At 52.7% G+C, this 16,400-nt stretch carries 17 protein-coding genes; 6 read left to right on the top strand and 11 right to left on the bottom strand.

Features of this window, described 5'->3' with window-relative positions; all coding sequences use genetic code 11:
- Positions 1 to 27 precede the first annotated feature (27 nt).
- The 5 genes from HNQ92_RS14080 to HNQ92_RS14060 all read left to right on the top strand — a co-directional run bounded on the left by HNQ92_RS14080 (position 28) and on the right by HNQ92_RS14060 (position 3,805).
- A complete protein-coding gene (locus HNQ92_RS14080; RefSeq protein WP_184174697.1) occupies positions 28 to 528 on the top strand; it encodes a hypothetical protein in 501 nt (166 codons plus the stop codon).
- 50 nt (positions 529 to 578) lie between these two features.
- Positions 579 to 1,682 (top strand): serine hydrolase, encoded by a 1,104-nt coding sequence (locus tag HNQ92_RS14075; RefSeq protein WP_184174696.1) that lies wholly within the window; start codon positions 579 to 581, stop codon positions 1,680 to 1,682.
- On the top strand, positions 1,679 to 2,179 hold the full coding sequence (locus HNQ92_RS14070; RefSeq protein WP_184174695.1) for a hypothetical protein: 501 nt from the start codon (positions 1,679 to 1,681) through the stop codon (positions 2,177 to 2,179). Before HNQ92_RS14075 ends, HNQ92_RS14070 begins: the two co-directional genes overlap by 4 nt.
- Positions 2,180 to 2,245: 66 nt before the next feature.
- Positions 2,246 to 2,959 carry an ABC transporter ATP-binding protein gene (locus tag HNQ92_RS14065; protein ID WP_184174694.1) on the top strand — a complete coding sequence of 238 codons (714 nt, stop codon included), beginning with the start codon at positions 2,246 to 2,248 and terminating at the stop codon, positions 2,957 to 2,959.
- Between the two features lie 120 nt (positions 2,960 to 3,079).
- Positions 3,080 to 3,805, top strand: coding sequence for an RluA family pseudouridine synthase (locus HNQ92_RS14060; RefSeq protein WP_184174693.1), 726 nt, complete (start codon positions 3,080 to 3,082; stop codon positions 3,803 to 3,805).
- Between the two features lie 88 nt (positions 3,806 to 3,893).
- Here the strand turns inward: HNQ92_RS14060 and HNQ92_RS14055 are convergent, their stop codons facing one another.
- The 10 genes from HNQ92_RS14055 to msrA all read right to left on the bottom strand — a co-directional run bounded on the left by HNQ92_RS14055 (position 3,894) and on the right by msrA (position 15,099).
- On the bottom strand, positions 3,894 to 4,532 hold the full coding sequence (locus HNQ92_RS14055; protein ID WP_184174692.1) for a hypothetical protein: 639 nt from the start codon (positions 4,530 to 4,532) through the stop codon (positions 3,894 to 3,896).
- Positions 4,533 to 4,873: 341 nt separating this feature from the next.
- Positions 4,874 to 5,383: a hypothetical protein gene (locus HNQ92_RS14050; RefSeq protein WP_184174691.1), complete on the bottom strand. Its 510-nt coding sequence runs from the start codon at positions 5,381 to 5,383 to the stop codon at positions 4,874 to 4,876.
- Between the two features lie 152 nt (positions 5,384 to 5,535).
- A complete protein-coding gene (locus HNQ92_RS14045) occupies positions 5,536 to 6,393 on the bottom strand; it encodes a tetratricopeptide repeat protein (RefSeq protein WP_184174690.1) in 858 nt (285 codons plus the stop codon).
- Positions 6,380 to 7,207 (bottom strand): tetratricopeptide repeat protein, encoded by an 828-nt coding sequence (locus HNQ92_RS14040; RefSeq protein WP_184174689.1) that lies wholly within the window; start codon positions 7,205 to 7,207, stop codon positions 6,380 to 6,382. The genes HNQ92_RS14045 and HNQ92_RS14040 overlap by 14 nt, the downstream gene beginning before the upstream one ends.
- 38 nt (positions 7,208 to 7,245) lie before the next feature.
- A complete protein-coding gene (gene yidD, locus HNQ92_RS14035; protein WP_343063000.1) occupies positions 7,246 to 7,581 on the bottom strand; it encodes a membrane protein insertion efficiency factor YidD in 336 nt (111 codons plus the stop codon).
- A complete protein-coding gene (locus HNQ92_RS14030) occupies positions 7,553 to 8,320 on the bottom strand; it encodes a hypothetical protein (protein ID WP_184174687.1) in 768 nt (255 codons plus the stop codon). The genes yidD and HNQ92_RS14030 overlap by 29 nt, the downstream gene beginning before the upstream one ends.
- 83 nt (positions 8,321 to 8,403) lie before the next feature.
- Complete coding sequence (locus HNQ92_RS14025; protein WP_184174686.1) at positions 8,404 to 8,865, bottom strand: hypothetical protein; 462 nt, start codon at positions 8,863 to 8,865, stop codon at positions 8,404 to 8,406.
- Between the two features lie 245 nt (positions 8,866 to 9,110).
- On the bottom strand, positions 9,111 to 10,670 hold the full coding sequence (locus HNQ92_RS14020; RefSeq protein ID WP_184174685.1) for a RagB/SusD family nutrient uptake outer membrane protein: 1,560 nt from the start codon (positions 10,668 to 10,670) through the stop codon (positions 9,111 to 9,113).
- A 37-nt stretch (positions 10,671 to 10,707) separates the two neighbouring features.
- Entirely contained in the window at positions 10,708 to 13,911 is a 3,204-nt protein-coding gene (locus HNQ92_RS14015) for a SusC/RagA family TonB-linked outer membrane protein (RefSeq protein WP_184174684.1), read from the bottom strand.
- A 621-nt stretch (positions 13,912 to 14,532) separates the two neighbouring features.
- Positions 14,533 to 15,099 carry a peptide-methionine (S)-S-oxide reductase MsrA gene (gene msrA, locus HNQ92_RS14010; protein ID WP_184174683.1) on the bottom strand — a complete coding sequence of 189 codons (567 nt, stop codon included), beginning with the start codon at positions 15,097 to 15,099 and terminating at the stop codon, positions 14,533 to 14,535.
- A 226-nt stretch (positions 15,100 to 15,325) separates the two neighbouring features.
- Between msrA and HNQ92_RS14005 the strand changes: the two genes are divergently transcribed.
- Positions 15,326 to 15,862, top strand: coding sequence for a CopD family protein (locus tag HNQ92_RS14005; protein ID WP_184174682.1), 537 nt, complete (start codon positions 15,326 to 15,328; stop codon positions 15,860 to 15,862).
- Positions 15,863 to 15,936: 74 nt separating this feature from the next.
- On the opposite strand, the gene HNQ92_RS14000 is transcribed toward HNQ92_RS14005, so the two are convergent.
- On the bottom strand, positions 15,937 to 16,400 hold a 464-nt coding region (locus tag HNQ92_RS14000), incomplete at its 5' end, for a fasciclin domain-containing protein (RefSeq protein ID WP_184174681.1).

Raw genomic sequence — 16,400 nt, 5'->3', positions numbered from 1 at the left:
TTTTTGAACTTAACCTGGTTTGTGCTCATGAACGTACGCTGGCAAAGCTTCGGCCTGGATCAGGAATACCGCCTCCTTCGGGAGAAACTAATCGTAGGCTTGCTGAAGAAGAATTTTTTCAACAACAACGCCTACGGCGAATACCACGGCTACCTGCTACGCTTTGAGGCGTCGGGCTGGGGGAAGCGTACCGTCCGGATTTTGGATATTGAAGGAAAAAAGGTATTGGGTACGATTGCGTTCAGGTACTTTCCCTACGCGGCTTCCATACGCTACGAAGACGAAACGTACCAGTGGCAGTACCAGCCGTGGAGTCAGAGCCGCTGGACCGTAACCCAGGCCGACGAAGTCGCTACGTACGAGGCGGGCCGGGGCTGGACGCGGGGCGGTACCGGAACCATCGACTACGAGTACCTGCCTCCGGCCGTGGTACTTTCGGGGCTGTACGTGCGTAGCTACTTCCGGCGGCGCCTTTGGCTGGCCATAATTGTACTTTGTATGGTACCTTGGTTGGGTTTGTTATTATAAAGATCACTTGGGGCTATATAAACCCCTACGCTGTTTCCAGGAAAGGCTTCATGGTGAAAATACTTAAAATCATCGGCATTGTTGTAGGCGCGTTGGTGCTGCTTTTGGGCGGGGTGGCGGTTTACGCCTACTTCAAGTACTTCAACGTAGAGGGCGACTTTGTGGCGGATTTTATCCAGAAAAACCCAACGAAGTCGGCGCTGTATTGGGTGCGGAACGACAGCCTGATGGCAGCGTGGAATCCGGACCGGAAAATGCCGCTGGCCAGTACCGTCAAAACCATCATTGCCATTGAGTTTGCGCAGCAGGTCGCTGCCGGTAAGCTCGACCCCACGCAGCAGGTACCTTTAAACGAACCTGCCCGGTTTTACCTGGCTGGTACCGACGGCAACGCGCACCCGAACTGGTTGAAGTACCTGCGGGAGAACAACCGGATTCGGAATAACCAGGTATCGCTACTTGACGTAGCCAAAGGCATGATTCGCTTTAGCAGCAACGCCAACACCGAGTACCTGATGGCACGGCTGGGCCTACCCGCCATCAACGCCAACCTGTCGGCCCTGGGCTTTACGCAGCACGACTCGCTCTACCCCTTCGTGTCGGCGCTGTACGTGGCTTCTGACGAACGGTCCGCCAAAGGACTGTCGCTGATGCCCATGCGCCTGTACCTTGAGCGAGCGCAGGGGTACTTTGATACCTTACAGGTAGACACGACCATCAAGCAGCGATTCACGATGGCGCACGTCAGCCTGCCGGTGCAGCGCGTCTGGTCCGACCGTCTGCCCGGAAGTACCGCCCGCCAGTACGCCGAGCTCATGCAGAAAATCCAGAGCCGCACCTACTTTGACGAAAAAACGCAGGCCGTGCTGGAGAGTATCCTGGAATGGCCCATGGAAGCCTTTGACAGCAACCGCCAAAAGTACCTGCACCTGGGTGCCAAGGGAGGCTCCACGGCTTTTGTGCTCACCTACGCCCTCTACGCTACCGACAAGGCCGGCAACCGCACGCAGCTGGTGTTTTTCTTCGACGACCTCACCCCCGTGGAAAGTACCCTGCTACAGGCCCAGCTCACGGCTTTTCAGCTGAAGGTACTTTCAGGTACCCCCGCCGAGCGACAGGAAATTTTGGCCACTTTAGATCGTAAAGAAAAATGAAAGAGAATCTTCACTGGACCCAGCGAGCCTTTGACCGCAGGCTTTCCATCCAGCAGAACGGCCAGGAAGTAGGTAGTATGTACAGTCCGCTGTTTGCGCGTGACGTGGAGGCTCAGCTCCATCAGCTCCACGTACTGTTCGACGTCCAAGGATTCCTTTTCAATTCCGTGGACATTCTGGACCTGGCTAACCATCGCCGCTCCCTGGGAAAGATCACGTTGCGTTACGGCCGAAAGGCCGAGCTGCAACTACCCACGGGGGAGCGCTACGTCTGGAAGCGCTCCAATTTCCTGATGCGCCGCTGGACCCTCAGCCGGTTGGATCAGCCGGGTAGTTCGGAGGTGATCCATTACGAGCAGCTACGGGCTTTTTTTACGCAGGAAGGAAGCATTACCCCCTCTGATACCACCTCACCCCAGGCTGCCCTGCTGATCCTGACGGGGCTCTTTGTGGGGCAGTACTTCCGCAAGAGAAGACGGAGAGCAGCAGCGGCTTAATTACGATCAAAAATACTATTTATCTATCCTTTGATTACCAACCATCTTTGAAATCCCTTCGGTACTATGAGAATCATTGAAACCAACGACATATCCAAGCGCTACATCATGGGTAGCGAAACCATCGACGCCCTCAAATCGGTGAGTATTACCGTGAACAAAGGCGAGTACGTAGCTTTTATGGGGCCTTCGGGCTCGGGTAAATCAACGCTCATGAACATCATTGGCTGCCTGGATACACCTACGTCCGGAAGGTACATCCTCAACAACAAGGACGTCAGTGATATGACGGAAAGCGAGCTGGCCGAAATCCGCAACAAGGAGATTGGTTTCGTTTTCCAGACGTTCAACCTGCTACCCCGGATGTCGTCGCTGGAAAACGTGGCCCTGCCGCTGATCTACTCGGGACTCAACAAAGCCGACCGCACCGAGAAGGCCATGCTCTCGCTCCGCAACGTAGGCCTCGAAAACCGGGCCGGACACAAACCCAACGAGCTCTCGGGCGGGCAGCGCCAGCGCGTAGCCGTAGCCCGGGCACTAGTCAACGACCCCAGTATCCTGCTGGCCGATGAGCCCACGGGAAACCTGGACAGCAAAACATCTTACGAGATCATGGATCTTTTTGACCAGCTGCACAGCAAGGGCAATACCATCGTGATGGTAACGCACGAGGAAGACATTGCCCTATACGCCCACCGGGTCATCCGGCTGCGCGACGGCCTGGTCGAATCCGACACCATTAATCCTAACCCTACCAAAGTAAGTCATTTGATACAGTAGCCTTTCCGCTGGGCTGGCGGGCCCATTCTTTGATACTCCCAAAAACTTCCGAACTTTACACGGAAGTTTTTTTGTATTTACTACGAAGTACCTTTTACTTCCCTCACGTTTCTGGCTTTTATGAAAATCAATTTCCCGGATATTATTCTTTTTGAAAACGACGATTTCTTGCTGGTAAGCAAGCCCCCGCACCTGGCTACCCTCGACGAACGTACCGCCGACCGGGGCGGTAGCCTGCTCCGCATCGCCAAGGAGTACCTCCCCGACGCGCAGGCGGCCCACCGCCTCGATAAAGAGACGTCCGGGGTACTGGCCTTTGCCAAGCACCCGGCCGCCTACCGGCACTTATCCATGCAGTTTGAGCACCGGGAGGTCACCAAACGGTACCACGCCGTCGCGCACGGCATCCACGACCTGGACAGTATTTCGGTGTACCTGCCCATTCTGCCGCTCAAAAACGGCACGGCCGTGAAGATTGACCGGGCGGCGGGAAAAATCGCCGAGACCATCTTTAATACCCTCAAAGTGTACCGGGGCTACACGCTCGTCGAATGTATCCCCGTCACGGGCCGCATGCACCAGATCCGCATCCACCTTTCGTGCCTGAAGGCCCCCATCGTAAACGACCCTCAATACGGCGGAGAGCCCATTTTTCTGTCGACCCTCAAACGAAAGTTTAACCTTAAAAAAGATACGGAAGAGCAGCCACTCATTCAGCGCGTGGCCTTGCACGCCCACTCGCTTTCCTTCTTTCTGATGGACGGTAGTCCCCTGCGGGTGGAAGCTCCCTACCCCAAGGACTTTGAGGTACTGGTGAAGCAGCTGGATAAATTTGGGAGATCATAATACTATGCCTTCCAATTAACAAGAGGAGGTAGCTCAGCGGGCTACCTCCTCTTTCGTATCTGCAATCTCGATTTTATGGTTCTACAGGCTAGATATTACTAGCAATGGCGATCAGCCCTAAAAGCGCTACCACACCACCAAAAATAGTACCCAATAATGCCATCGTCTTCGACGAAGCAGGAGCCTGCCCTTTGTTTACTTGGCCAAGCGTAATCAAACCAAGTACCAAACCGGCAATACCCAGCAGTAAGGCCAAGGCCCCACCGCTAAAAAGCAAGAGTAATAATCCCAGTCCTCCAAAAATAAGGGCCAATAGGGCTAACGTATTAGGTTGCTCCTTGGCTTGCTGTAGCTTTTCCGGAGAGGCGCTGGCTTTAGCTATTTTTTTCTCCATCTGTTTCGCAACCACGCGTTGCTTGAGCGACATTTTGGTAACCTGTTTGGTCGGCATGGGTGCTGCTTTTACGGCTTCGGCGGGAATTGCCGCCGCTTCCGGTTTAGCCTCCAGGTCCCCCATTTCCTCCTTCACTGAGGCCGTTAGGGAGGCTGGTTCTTCCATCGTACGGGCGGTCTCACTTTGCTCAATTACCCCTTGATTTTCTTTGTCGATCAGGGTTTTGCGAGACTCAAAACGTTCTGGTTGGTAAAAGCCCAGCGGGGGGTACGTCTTTTTTTGGCAAGACGCAAAAACCACGGTTAGCAGAAAAAGAAAAGTAAGCTTTCTCATGAAAGTAAACGGTTTTTTTAAGATGTTGATGAATAGTTTAACGGCCAAATATAAAGAAAGCGGCCTGAGTTAGGGAACTCAGGCCGCAAAAAAAATGCCCTATCAAAGCTGATTTTTATTTAATGCAACGCAATATGTAACCGAAAATTAACAAAAGTAGCACAGCCACCAAGACCGACCGGGCAACGGGAAAAATAGCCGAAAAGGTTTCCCCGACGCGTGGCAGCTACCCCAAAGATGTTGAGGTACTGGTGAAGCAGCTGGATAAGTTTGGGAAGTGATATAACGCAAAAGAGCGGTACTCTAAAAAAGTACCGCTCTTTTGGAATGGTGGGTTTTACTTAGAATTTAAAAGTAATCCCCGCTTGTAAAGTACCAAAGCCCGAACCTACTTCGGCAAAGGCACCAATGTTGGGTTGGAAGTAATAACGGCCACCAATATGCCCCAAAAACAGCACACCGCTACCCCAGCTACTTCCCGAGCCAATTCCACTATAATTCCAGGTAATGCTCCGGTAGCCCAGCCCTAAACCCGCATAAAGATCAATCCTTTCATCGCCTAGGTTCAGTAGCTCATTAAAGTGGTAGGAACCCCGTGCGCCAAACGTGAGCACTGAAAAGCGAGAACCAAAATAGTTACGTCCGGAGTAGCCAAAAAGGCCCCCTACGCTAATGGCATCGTGGATACCTACCTCAAACGAGCCGCCTAGCCCGATTCCACCTGCCCCATAGGTACCTAAGCCGATACCCGCGTTGAGTAGTTTATCCCCTTTTTCATATTGAGCAAAAGCAACTTGACCTGCTGACAACAAGGCCAGGGTCATAACGAATGTAAATAATACTTTTTTCATGATTAACAGAGTAGTTTCGTATAAATAACTGCCTGCAAAGTAATAGGTTTATTTTTTGCCTTCAAATAACCCTTTCGGTCGTACTTATTATTCGGTCACTCGCACCGCCTAATCATACGGGCTGGTTGAGTAAAACACCGAGCTCGCGCGCGTTACTCGCGCTCTACGACATCCAGGAGCTGGTTGTAGAGCTGGTGGCGGCGTTTCTGCTTTTGCTCCGTGGCGATGATCTCGGCTTTTTTATACCCTCCTACGTAGTAGCGTTGAAACCAGGGCATGATGGTAATGAAGGCATCGGGAAAGGTACTTCCGGTAGCCAGCAAACGCACTCCCCAGTAGAACAACCCCGAGGTGAGCAGCAGCGAGTTCAGACCGTTCTTGACGTCCCCGGCGTAGAACTGGCCCATCCCTGGCAAGAAGATACTCAAGCGGCGGGCCTTGCGCGGGTTAAACCTGGTGATGGCCTCGTTTCGGACAAACAGCGCCCTAACGGCCTCCCGGGCCGCGGAGTCGGGGGCCAGGGCTTGAAAGTACCCTTCGGAGGTTTCGTACTCTTCGAGGCTGAAGTACAAGATACCCAGGTAAAACTGACGCCGTTTCTCCTGGGCCTCCGGCAGGCTGTCCGGTAGGTTGAAGAGCTCAATTTGGGCGTAGCGGTAGTTCTGGGTGAGCAGATAGCAGGAGGCTTTCTGAAACAACAAATGGGCCTGGGTGCTATCGTCGGGCGTTACGTAGTAGGCCCGGTCGTAGAAGAGCGCCGCCTCGTCGAACTGTTCGGTGAAGTAGAGGCAGTCGGCGATTTTTCGGTAGCAAAGCGGACCGTAAGCTTCCTGCTCATCGAAGAAAAGTACCCTTCGGTAGGCCTCCACGGCCCGCGGGTAATCCGCGCGGACGAAGTGGGCCTCGGCGAGCTCGTAGGTTTGCCGGATCGTTTGGGCCGGGGCCGCTCCACCTACCCAAAACAGCAGCAGCAAAGTACCCAGCCAGTGGGTTGCTTTAATAGTAGCCATTGAATACATTTTTCACGGCCGTTCGGTAGTAGCCTACTTGCCGGTCGTTGTACTGCTTCGCCGACCGCACCGAGCCGTAAATATTCCCTACGTAAAAGCCAAACGAAATCCCGCCGTAAATCCAGCCCCGGGCACTACGGGTCCCGTTGGCCCGAAAGCCGCGGTAGGATTGCCAGGCGGTGGTACCCATAAAAAGCAGCGACACCAAGCCATCCTTCCAATCCCGCGTGTAGAAACGGCCACTGGCAGGTACCAGCGTAGACAGCGTTCCGGCTAGCCAGGGACTTTTGGTGCGCTGTTGTACGGCCTCCTCCAGCAGCTCCCGGTAGGGCATCACCAGTGGGTGCTCATTGGCCTCCAGGGGCTCGAGCAGGCGGAGGGCTTCTCCGTACTGATCACGCAGCGCCCGGGAGGTACTTAGCAGCAGCCGCTTGTCGAGCGAGCGCTCGGGGAGGCTTTTTTGCCAAAAATCTTCTGCCTGCTGAAATTGCTCCTGCTCGAGCAGAAACCGGCCGTACTCCCAGGCCGCTTTTTCCGGCATCGCCAACAGCCCCGGATAAAGTTGCCCCGCCCGGCGCATCCCTTGCTCGGGTTGGCCCGCCAAACGGTAGGCTCTCAATAAAAGTACGGGCAAGGTACTATCGGCCGGAGCCATAAAAAGCAAGCGTTCGAGTTCGGAGGTAGCCATTTGGTACTGCCCCGACCGCAGCAGGTGCCGGGCAAAGCGCTCCGAATGGCTATAATCGAACAGGTCCTGGCCCGCTCCCGCAAGGGGTAGCACCAGCAACCCAAGCAGTCCGCCGAGCCAAGACAAAAGGGTACTTGAGGAAGGAATAAAAGACCGGAAACGCATTAGGGATGATCAATCAGTAACTTGTTGCGCACGTCCATGGCGTACTTTTCGGGACTTAGGCCGTTGCAGCGCGTCAGGCGGTCCATGGTACGTACCCCACCCATGATTAATCCGTGCTGCTTTACGGCCAGGATACCGTACTCGGAGCAGGAGGGAGAAAAAGAGCATACGTTGCCGTCCTGGGAAGAAAAAACGGTTTTATAGGTTAGGAAGAGGCCCGAGAATAAAGCCTCCACCTCGTTTTTATTGCCTTTGGCTTCGTGGTAGTTTCGCTTTGGCTTGGTGGGCAGCACGTGGCGATGCCGGTCAATTTCGGGACGGCTTTGGGCCTTCACGCCGCTGCTTTTGTAGCTTGGTAAGCTGAGACAAAGGAACAGGATGACGGTAAACGGAATCTTCATCGGATTGATCGACCAAAAGGTTACTGTAGGTAGACTGCTGCAAATTACTTTTTCCGGGCTCCGTGGTAGAGTAGGTCATTTGCGTGACCTGCATGGGAAACTCCACGCCTTTTACGTTGACGTACTTGGTAAAAAACTGGCGGCTCAGGAGCTTCTCGTCCGGCCCGTAGATGGCCAGGGCCTCCAGCCGTTTGCCCACGTTGGACATAACCAGCTTGCCCAGGTACTTTTTGGTAGCGGGGTCAGAGGGTAGCCAGGTGGTAATGACCTTCGTACCGGATTTTTCTACCTTGGCTACTTTGTACAGGTCTACGGGTGTATTTTTCATCCCAAAATCCGAAAGACCCTGGGTGAGTGCCAGGTGAAAAACCGTAAATTCGGCCAGGATAAAGGCCGTTTGCACTTCCCTTAAATTGTCGGTCTGATCCAGGCGGTAAATCGTCGTGTCCTGGATCACCAGGGTTTCTTTTTGGGGAAAGGTAAGCTTATAAACAATCTTCTGGTACAGCTTATCGTAGTATACTTTACCCACCGTGAGCCGGTACTTCCCATCCGCCAGCTTTTCTTTAATAGATACGTCCGCCCGGATCCGGTAGTGCTGCTGGGCCTGACTTCCAGCTGAAAATCCCAGCAAAAGAAATAACAGGAGAACTCCCCCCCACGTACGCTTCATAAAGTACCTCCGATTAAAAAAAAGAAAAAGAGCGTTCAAGCCAAGGCGCAGGACTTGAACGCTCCCCTTAGAACCTATAAAGCTTATACGCCTCCTAGCCAGGCTACGTTGCCCAGGATAAGTCCATACAATACTACGTAGAACAGGATGATGATACCGGTTGAGATCAAACAACCCGTAAAGGCTTTTTTCACCTGATCGCGGTCGTTGTCCGTTAAAATATAGACGAGCAGCAAGCCTACCCAGCCCAGGCAAAATCCCCACCAGAAGGGCGGAATGTTCGCGGGCATTTCAGCCGTGGCCGCCATGACGGTGGCAATGGCATTGGTCTCGAGCTCCAGACCTTCTGTAAGCTGAGCCTGTTGGGCCTTCACCTCTTCCAGTGTAACTCCCTCATGGGTAGTGACGTGCTTTTCGAGCGCGTTAAGACGGCCAAACTCCGCCTGAATTTGTTGTTCATCGTAGCGAAGAACGTCTTCATTTTCCGCAAAGGCAACCGTACTAGCGGCAAAAAGGCAGGCAAAAAAGAATAGATACTTTTTCATACACTAAAAGGAACAGATGAGGGTTTTGAGTGATTTCGCCACAATATTACCACTATTTGAAAAAAATCAAAATCTTCAGTCTGTTTCACTGAGTAAGTGGTCATATTTTTTTATCAAGTAGCCTTTTTTAGTTGATAACCAATCCGTATAGGTTTACGATGGTTACCTAATTACCCTTTCTTCTTTCTACTAAAAAGCCGCCTCCCGGTTGGCTATTCAGGAGGCGGCTAACGATTAGGCAGGTTTTAATTATAGCCCGGATTCTGCGGCTTTAGGTTGGGGTTATTGAGCATTTCCTGAATACCCAGCGGGAACAGCAGGTGCTTCTCGGCCAACGGTACGTTGGTGTTCAGGTTAACGTGGCCCACGAAGTTATCGAAGCTCTTGGTCTTTTCGTTGAATACTTTCCGTAGTCGTACCATATCAAACCAGGTGATGCCTTCGTAGCAGAACTCATACCAGCGTTCACGCCAGACGGCCTCCCGGAAAGACGCCTGCGTGAAAGTACCCAGGGCGGGGGTAGTCAGCGTGGCCCGGTCGCGCACTTTTTTGTACGCATCGTAGGCGGCCTGGGTCGGGGCTCCCAGCTCGTTTTGGGCTTCGGCAAAAATGAGCAGTACCTCGGCGTAGCGAATCAGGGGTACGTTTAGGTTGTTGTTCCGGGTACCGGCTATGCCTTCCGAGCCGTTGGAGGTCTGGTTGAAGTGCTTGAATACGTAGGGAGCTCCCAGTTCGAAGCGTGCGCCGTTTCCGTTGGTAAAGTAGCTGGTATAAAACCATCCCTCTTGGTCTTTGGTACGCAGGTCGCCCGGTTCAAAGGAATCATAAAATGAACGCGTGGGCACCGAACTACCCGTTCCACCCGGACCGGAAAAGGTAACCGGCTTAAAGTTGGGATAGTAGTTATCCATGGGGTTACCAGCCACGACGGCGTTGTATTGGATCTGAAAAATGTGCTCTACGCGGTTTTTCAGGCTTTCCCGGTGTACGTCCTTGTAGGTAGGGAACAGGTTTATCACCGTAGGATTGGCATTGGCGTAGGTAATGACCTCCAGGGCTTTATCCGCCGACAATTTGTAGTGCGAAGCCCCTTTGCTAAGCGGAAAGCCCGCCATGGTGAGGTAGACTTTCGAGAGCAGCGACTTCACCGCCGCCAAATTAACCCGACCGCTTATATCCATCCAGGCGAGTCCGGCGGCTTCGGCGGCCTTCAAATCTTCCACAATGAAGTTGTAAATTTCTTCCTGAGAAGCACGAGCCGGGAAAAAATCTTCCGAAGAAGCCGTTTGGGGCGTCGTAATCAAAGGAGCATCGCCCCACAGCCGTACGATGTTAAAGTACCCCCAGGCGCGCAGAAAGCGGGCCTCTCCCAAAATCTTGTTTTTTTGCGCATCGGGCATGGGCGTGATGGGAGGTACTTTTTCGAGCACCAGGTTGGCGTTGGCAATCAACCGGTACAGGCCATTCCAGTAGTTGATGATATGCTGGGTATTGCCATCGTACGAAAGCGAGTACAGGTTATTGAGATCGGAGTTCTGAGCCGTTTCGGTGGTGGAAGTACCCGTGACAGCCTCCAGCATTTGCCAGTTGGAAGAAAAAATACCCGAACCGTCGCCGTAAAACCGCAAGTTAGAATAGGTAGCCGCGATGGCCGCTTCGGCGTGATCCGGAATGGTATAAAAGCTCCCCGGCGTCAAATTGGAAGGATCCTTTTCGTCCAGGAAGTCGGAGCAGCTGGTAGGTCCCAGCAGCAAAGCCGTGCCTAAAAGTACCTTAGCCAGGCCGTTGAATGTATATAGCTTCATAGGAATTTCTTTTAAAATAATGATCAAGAGCAAGACATTAAAAAGCGATCTGAAGTCCTCCCATGTAGATGGTAGGCTTGGGGTACCCGTGCCAGATCATCCCTTGTGAAAAAACGTTGCTGGCCTCGTTGCCGTTGGTAGGCGTAACTTCCGGATCGCCGTGAGGGTACTTGGTGAGCAAAAAGAAGTTCTGGGCCGAGAGGTACAATCTCAATTTGCTCAGTCTCATTTTGCTCGTCAGGTCAGAAGGGAAATTGTAGCCCAGCAACAGGTTACGACCCCGCAGGAAAGACCCGTCGAATACCCAGTGGGAGTCTACGTTGGTTACGTAGCCCGCCCGGGTTTCCCGGATTTGGGCCACCGGTGTATTTTGGTTTTCAGGAGTCCAGGCGTTCAGTACCGTTTTATAGCTGTTGGCAATGGCCTGGCGGTCTTCGCTGGGGTGCAGGGTCATGTCCAGAACGTCGTTTCCGTAGGTATACTGCAGATCCAGCGTCAGGTCGAAGTTCCCCAGGCGGAAGGTATTCATCACGGAGCCCCAGCCCTTAGGGCTACCGTTCCCGATGATGGTTCGGTCGGCATCCGTAATGGCTTTGTCGCCGTTCAGGTCGGCGTACTTGATGTCGCCGGGCAGCATGGTCAGGTTGTTGCGGTAGCTTCTAAACTGCGCGGCTTCATCGCGTTCGGCTTCGCTCCAGGTACCCAAGCGCACCAGCCCCCAGAATGCCCCTACCGGTTCGCCGATCCGGATGATGCTCGTCTGGTTGGTGAAGTTAGGCCCACCTACCCCGAAGATATCCGAAGGCGTGGCTAGCGAAAGTACCTTGTTTCTATTGAGCGAGATGTTGAAATTAGACGTCCAGGTGAAAGCTCCTCTTTCCACGTTTACGGTGTTCAGGGCCAGTTCCACTCCTTGGTTTTGCATCGAGCCGATGTTCTTCCGGATCACCGCATAGCCACTGGTACGGGGTACCGGGGCATCCAGGAGCATGTCAGTCGTTTTGCGGTAGTAGTAGTCGGCCTCTACCGAAACGCGTCCATTCAGGAAGCTCGCCTCAACGCCCACGTCGCTCTGGGCGGTTTTTTCCCAGCGCAGGTTGGGGTTGGCCAGGCGGTTGATTCCTGTCCCACTCACGCGGGTGTCGTTGTAGACCGTCGCGTAGGTAGAGCTGAGCAACGACAAAGAGGAGTAGGGCGGAATTTCGGAGTTACCCGTCACACCGTAGCTGGTACGCAGCTTGAGGTTCGACACTACCCGGTTACCCTGTAGGAAGGGTTCGTCGGATATTTTCCAGGCCAGGGCTGCCGACGGGAAGAAGGCAAACTTGTGGTTATCTCCAAACTTCGATGAGCCATCGGCCCGGCCGGTTACCGTGAACAGGTACTTATCTTTCAGGCTGTAGTTGACCCGCCCAAAGTAGGAGTTAAACGCAAAGCGGGACGCTCCGGAACCCACCGTCGGGTTGGTAGCCCCGGCACCCAGGTTGTCGAACCCGAAGTAGTCGGTGGCGAAGTTTTGCACAAATGCCCGCATGGTGGAGATGTTGGTTTCCTGCCACGAAATACCCGCCAGCGCATTGATGGAGTGAATCCCGCCAAAGTCTTTGGTGTAGGTCAGGTAGTTTTCCAACGACCAGAAGGTTTCTTTCCGGTTGGTTTTCTCGGCCGTACCAAACTGCGAAAGCGCCAGCGTGCGGGTACTCGACTGGTTGACCTCCTGCGTCAGGACGTTCACACCCAGTACCGTCCGCATTTCAAGCCCCGGAGCCAGGGTAAGGTTGGAATACAGGCTTCCCAGCGTCGTTTGGGTATCGATGATGTACTTACGTCCCATGAGGCGGTGTACCGAGCTCATGGTTCCTTCCGCCTGGGGGTAGTCCCGGTTGTTGGCAAAGGTACCGTCGGCGTAGCGTACGGGCAGGAAAGGGAAGTCTTCGACGATCTGGCGCGAAACGGCATCGTTGATGTCCGAGAGGTTTTCGCTCTGGTTGTTGTAGCTGAGCGTAGCCCCTATACGTAACCATTTTTTCACCTGGTCGTCGATGCTGAAACGGGTGGCATAGCGTTTCTGGTAGGTCGTTTTGATCAGCCCTTGCTCATCGCGGTAGTTGAGGGAAAGCGCATAGGTCGTTTTGCTGTTTCCGCCGCTGAATCCCAGCTGATGGTTTTGAGAAATGTTGTTTTGGGTAGCTTCCTTAAACCAGTCTGTGTCGTAGAGTGGATTGAGATTTGAATCAAAAATACCCGGAAACTTCGCGCTGTATTCGCGGCGACGAGCCACGGGATCCAGGTTGGAGTACTTGCCCGAAGCCCATCCCGCAGGGTCAAATTTAGCGATGTTGGCGTAGGCCAGGTCTTCGGTGGCCAGGTACTCCCGTGCGTTCAGCACCTGCGGTCTTTTAGGACCAATGGTCGGGATGCTCAGGTCCATGTTGTAGGTCACCTGGCCTTCACCGGCTTTCCCTTTTTTGGTCGTTACCAGAATAACCCCGTTGGCACCGCGTGCTCCGTAAATGGCCGTAGAAGAGGCATCTTTCAGTACCTCCACCGAAACAATGTCGTTGGGGTTGATGTAATCAATGGCCGAACTGTACTGGGCCTGATTACCCTGCGGCAGCATGACGCCGTCTACTACGTAAAGCGGGTTGTTGGAAGAGTTGATGGAGCTGAACCCCCGTATCCGTACGTTAGTTCTACCACCGGGACGGCCGGAGTTGGTATTGACCTGCACCCCCGGCAGTCGGCCCGCCATGGCCTGGTTAAGCGAAGGCGCTGCACGCTCGCGGAGTTCATTTTCCTTGATGGAGCCCACGGCACCGGTTAGGTCTGATTTCCGGGCCGTACCGTAGCCAATTACCACCACTTCACTCAGCGCCTTGACATCGGACTCGATGGCTACGTCAATGACCGTACGACTGCCAATTTGTATCTCCTGGCTTGTGTAACCCACAAAACTGAAAACCAATACGGCCGCGTTGTCGGCTACCGTAATCGTATAGTCTCCTCTTTCGTCGGTGGTAGTACCCTGGCTCGTTCCGCGTACAATCACGTTTACACCGGGTAAGCCCTCGCCGTTGGCTTTGTCGGTTACTTTTCCACGAATGGTTTTTTCCAGGTTCGCCGCGTTCCCCTTTAACCAGGGAGTAGTCAGCAGGCAAGCCAGGAAGAATAGTGAGAGCAATAGTTTAGCGCGTAGGCTCCGGTGTTCGGGCCTGACTTGTAAGGTAGAGTTTTGTTTCATCAGATAGCTTGATTGGTTGTTAAAGGTAGTAGTTGCCTGCTTTTCCCTATGGGTCTTGTAGGCCTTAAATGGTTGTTGTACAATTTATCTCATAGAGTACCTGGTTGGTTAAACATATTTTTTTATTTAAATAATTATATTACTTACATGGCACAATGAACTATGTGCTGGCGCAGGTAGCTTATTAAAGTGGGAAACTAGCTATTCAGTGAGTTGGCTAAATAATAAGATTGTATACTTGTTCATGGCTAAAAAGTATACTTAGGGGGAATCGTTAGCAATATTAGAGCAAATAATTGAAATATAATTACTCTTTAATTAAAAAAATTTATTAAATAATTGTTAGAAAATTGGTACCCAAACTCGTAACGGGTTAAAAAGCGAATTTATCCTGCGTTTAGAAATACCGCTGCTGCTTGATCAGGGGCGTTGGAACAGCTTGCTTTTAGTGGTAAAAATAAAACCCGGCCCCCATGCGATGCAGGGTGAGCCGGGTTTAGAGCCATTCGTTTTTGGGACTTTGTAGTCCGATACAGGGAATTGTTTATGCCTGCTTTGCCACCCAGGTACTTGCCAAAGCATACGCACTCGGGGGCGGTTCCTTCCTACGCTTCTGTTTCGTTAAGGCTGTCGGGAAAAATCCTCCCTGAGTTTCTCCTTAAATACCTTCCGAAATTTATCCAGTTTGGGAGCAATCACAAAGGCGCAGTACCCTTGTTCGGGGTTATTGGCAAAGTAGTGCTGGTGGTAGTCCTCCGCCACATAAAAGGTGTCGATGGGCGCAATCTCCGTTACGATCGGCCGGGCATAGGCCCCCGACTTGTCCAACGCCTCCTTTGCTTTTTCGGCTAAGTCCTTTTGGGCCTCATGATGATAAAAAATGACAGAGCGGTATTGGGTACCTACGTCGTTGCCCTGGCGATTCAGGGTGGTGGGGTCATGGCTACGGAAAAAGGCCTCCAGCAGCTCTGCATAGCTTATTTTAGCGGGGTCATAGCGAAGCTGTACGCACTCGGCGTGGCCGGTTGTGCCCTCGCAAACGGCCTTATAGGTTGGGTTAGGTACCTGCCCACCAGCGTAGCCAGATACTACCTGCAAGACGCCTTCCAGCGATTCAAAAACGGCCTCGGTACACCAGAAACAGCCCGTTCCAAAGGTAGCCGTCTCGATTCTATTTTCGTTTTCCATGCTTTTTCCTTTTGTGTTTGGGGTTGCGGAGAGACCAGTAGCATAAATAGTCCCGCTACTATGTCAACTTGGAGTCTCATCGTAGCAAACGGATCATTTGGCTTTCTTCCCGACCCAGGTAGAAAACGAAAACCGCCGAAGTAAAGTTTTTGCTGCGCCGCTTTCCTTTCTCCTTGTGCGTTCGGTTTGTACCTTTGCGCCGCACCGGTCCCCAAGCCATCCCAGTATGATTTATCTGTACGCCAAATCCCTGCATATTATTTTTGTCGTGAGCTGGTTTGCGGGCCTGTTTTACATGCCACGGCTGTTTGTGTACCATACCGAGGCCAACGACCGGCCCGAAGCGGAGCGAAGGGTACTTTTGGCGCAATTCACCAAAATGGAAGGCTTGCTTTTCCGGGCCATTATGGTACCTGCCCTGTGGCTTACGCTACTAACCGGAACTACCATGCTTTACCTCATGCCCGCCTGGCTGAGCCAGGGTTGGATGCAGCTCAAACTGACGTTTGTTCTGGGGTTGCTGGGGTACCACTTTTCTACCCGTAAGCTCCTGAACGAATTAAAAGCCCAGCGCTTTCGGTTCTCCTCCTTTCAACTACGGCTTTGGAACGAAGTTGCTACGGTCTTTCTATTTGCCATTGTGTTTCTGGTCGTGCTCAAAAACACTCTGGATTGGGTATGGGGGGTACTTGGGCTGCTGGCTTTTGCCGTTTTGTTGATGAGTGCGGTGCGGATCGTGAAGCGATTGCGAAGCAAATCGTAGCTTTATAAACCAAGCAGGTTCAGCACCCACGGTACTGAACCTGCTTGATTCTATTGTTGGATACAACGGGGTACTTAACGCTTCACGATTCTTACTACCTTGCGCGTGCTTCCCGTTTCCAAATGCAAAATATACACGCCCGCCGGGATATTAGAAGTGTCGAAATCGACCAGGGAAGCACCAGAAGCTACCTCCATCCGCTGTTGTCTGAACAGCTGACCACTGCCCGGCGTTAGGCTTTCTCCTCCCCGGTAGAGGCTTAACTTTAACTCCGTAGTTTGGGGAGTCGTTACACTGATATTCAAACGATCCACTACGGGATTAGGGTACACGTTTTCAATGCTAATCCGTCCTACCGAAGCCATCATTATCATAGGTGGCAAAAGTACCTCGTCAATCACGTGGATCAGCCCGTTGCTGGCTTCCACGTCCGCCAGTACTACGTTGCTGTTGTTGACCTTGATGAGATCGAAGTTGCCAAACACGGCTACCTCCACTTCCTCCCCCTGCAGAGTCGCCGCCCGCTGCCCGTTCCGCA

Source organism: Rhabdobacter roseus (genome assembly GCF_014202275.1).
Lineage (GTDB): Bacteria > Bacteroidota > Bacteroidia > Cytophagales > Spirosomataceae > Rhabdobacter > Rhabdobacter roseus.
This window is presented reverse-complemented; position numbering and strand designations above follow the sequence as displayed.

Bases quoted from the DNA above. Each gene is read 5' to 3' on its own strand.
- HNQ92_RS14070 (WP_184174695.1), top strand. From the start codon at position 1,679: ATGAAAGAGAATCTTCACTGGACCCAGCGAGCCTTTGACCGCAGGCTT.
- HNQ92_RS14080 (WP_184174697.1), top strand. From the start codon at position 28: ATGAACGTACGCTGGCAAAGCTTCGGCCTGGATCAGGAATACCGCCTC.
- HNQ92_RS14045 (WP_184174690.1), bottom strand. From the start codon at position 6,393: ATGGCTACTATTAAAGCAACCCACTGGCTGGGTACTTTGCTGCTGCTG.
- HNQ92_RS14005 (WP_184174682.1), top strand. From the start codon at position 15,326: ATGATTTATCTGTACGCCAAATCCCTGCATATTATTTTTGTCGTGAGC.
- HNQ92_RS14050 (WP_184174691.1), bottom strand. From the start codon at position 5,383: ATGAAAAAAGTATTATTTACATTCGTTATGACCCTGGCCTTGTTGTCA.
- HNQ92_RS14020 (WP_184174685.1), bottom strand. From the start codon at position 10,670: ATGAAGCTATATACATTCAACGGCCTGGCTAAGGTACTTTTAGGCACG.
- HNQ92_RS14030 (WP_184174687.1), bottom strand. From the start codon at position 8,320: ATGAAGCGTACGTGGGGGGGAGTTCTCCTGTTATTTCTTTTGCTGGGA.
- HNQ92_RS14075 (WP_184174696.1), top strand. From the start codon at position 579: ATGGTGAAAATACTTAAAATCATCGGCATTGTTGTAGGCGCGTTGGTG.
- HNQ92_RS14065 (WP_184174694.1), top strand. From the start codon at position 2,246: ATGAGAATCATTGAAACCAACGACATATCCAAGCGCTACATCATGGGT.
- HNQ92_RS14015 (WP_184174684.1), bottom strand. From the start codon at position 13,911: ATGAAACAAAACTCTACCTTACAAGTCAGGCCCGAACACCGGAGCCTA.
- HNQ92_RS14060 (WP_184174693.1), top strand. From the start codon at position 3,080: ATGAAAATCAATTTCCCGGATATTATTCTTTTTGAAAACGACGATTTC.
- msrA (WP_184174683.1), bottom strand. From the start codon at position 15,099: ATGGAAAACGAAAATAGAATCGAGACGGCTACCTTTGGAACGGGCTGT.
- HNQ92_RS14055 (WP_184174692.1), bottom strand. From the start codon at position 4,532: ATGAGAAAGCTTACTTTTCTTTTTCTGCTAACCGTGGTTTTTGCGTCT.
- HNQ92_RS14025 (WP_184174686.1), bottom strand. From the start codon at position 8,865: ATGAAAAAGTATCTATTCTTTTTTGCCTGCCTTTTTGCCGCTAGTACG.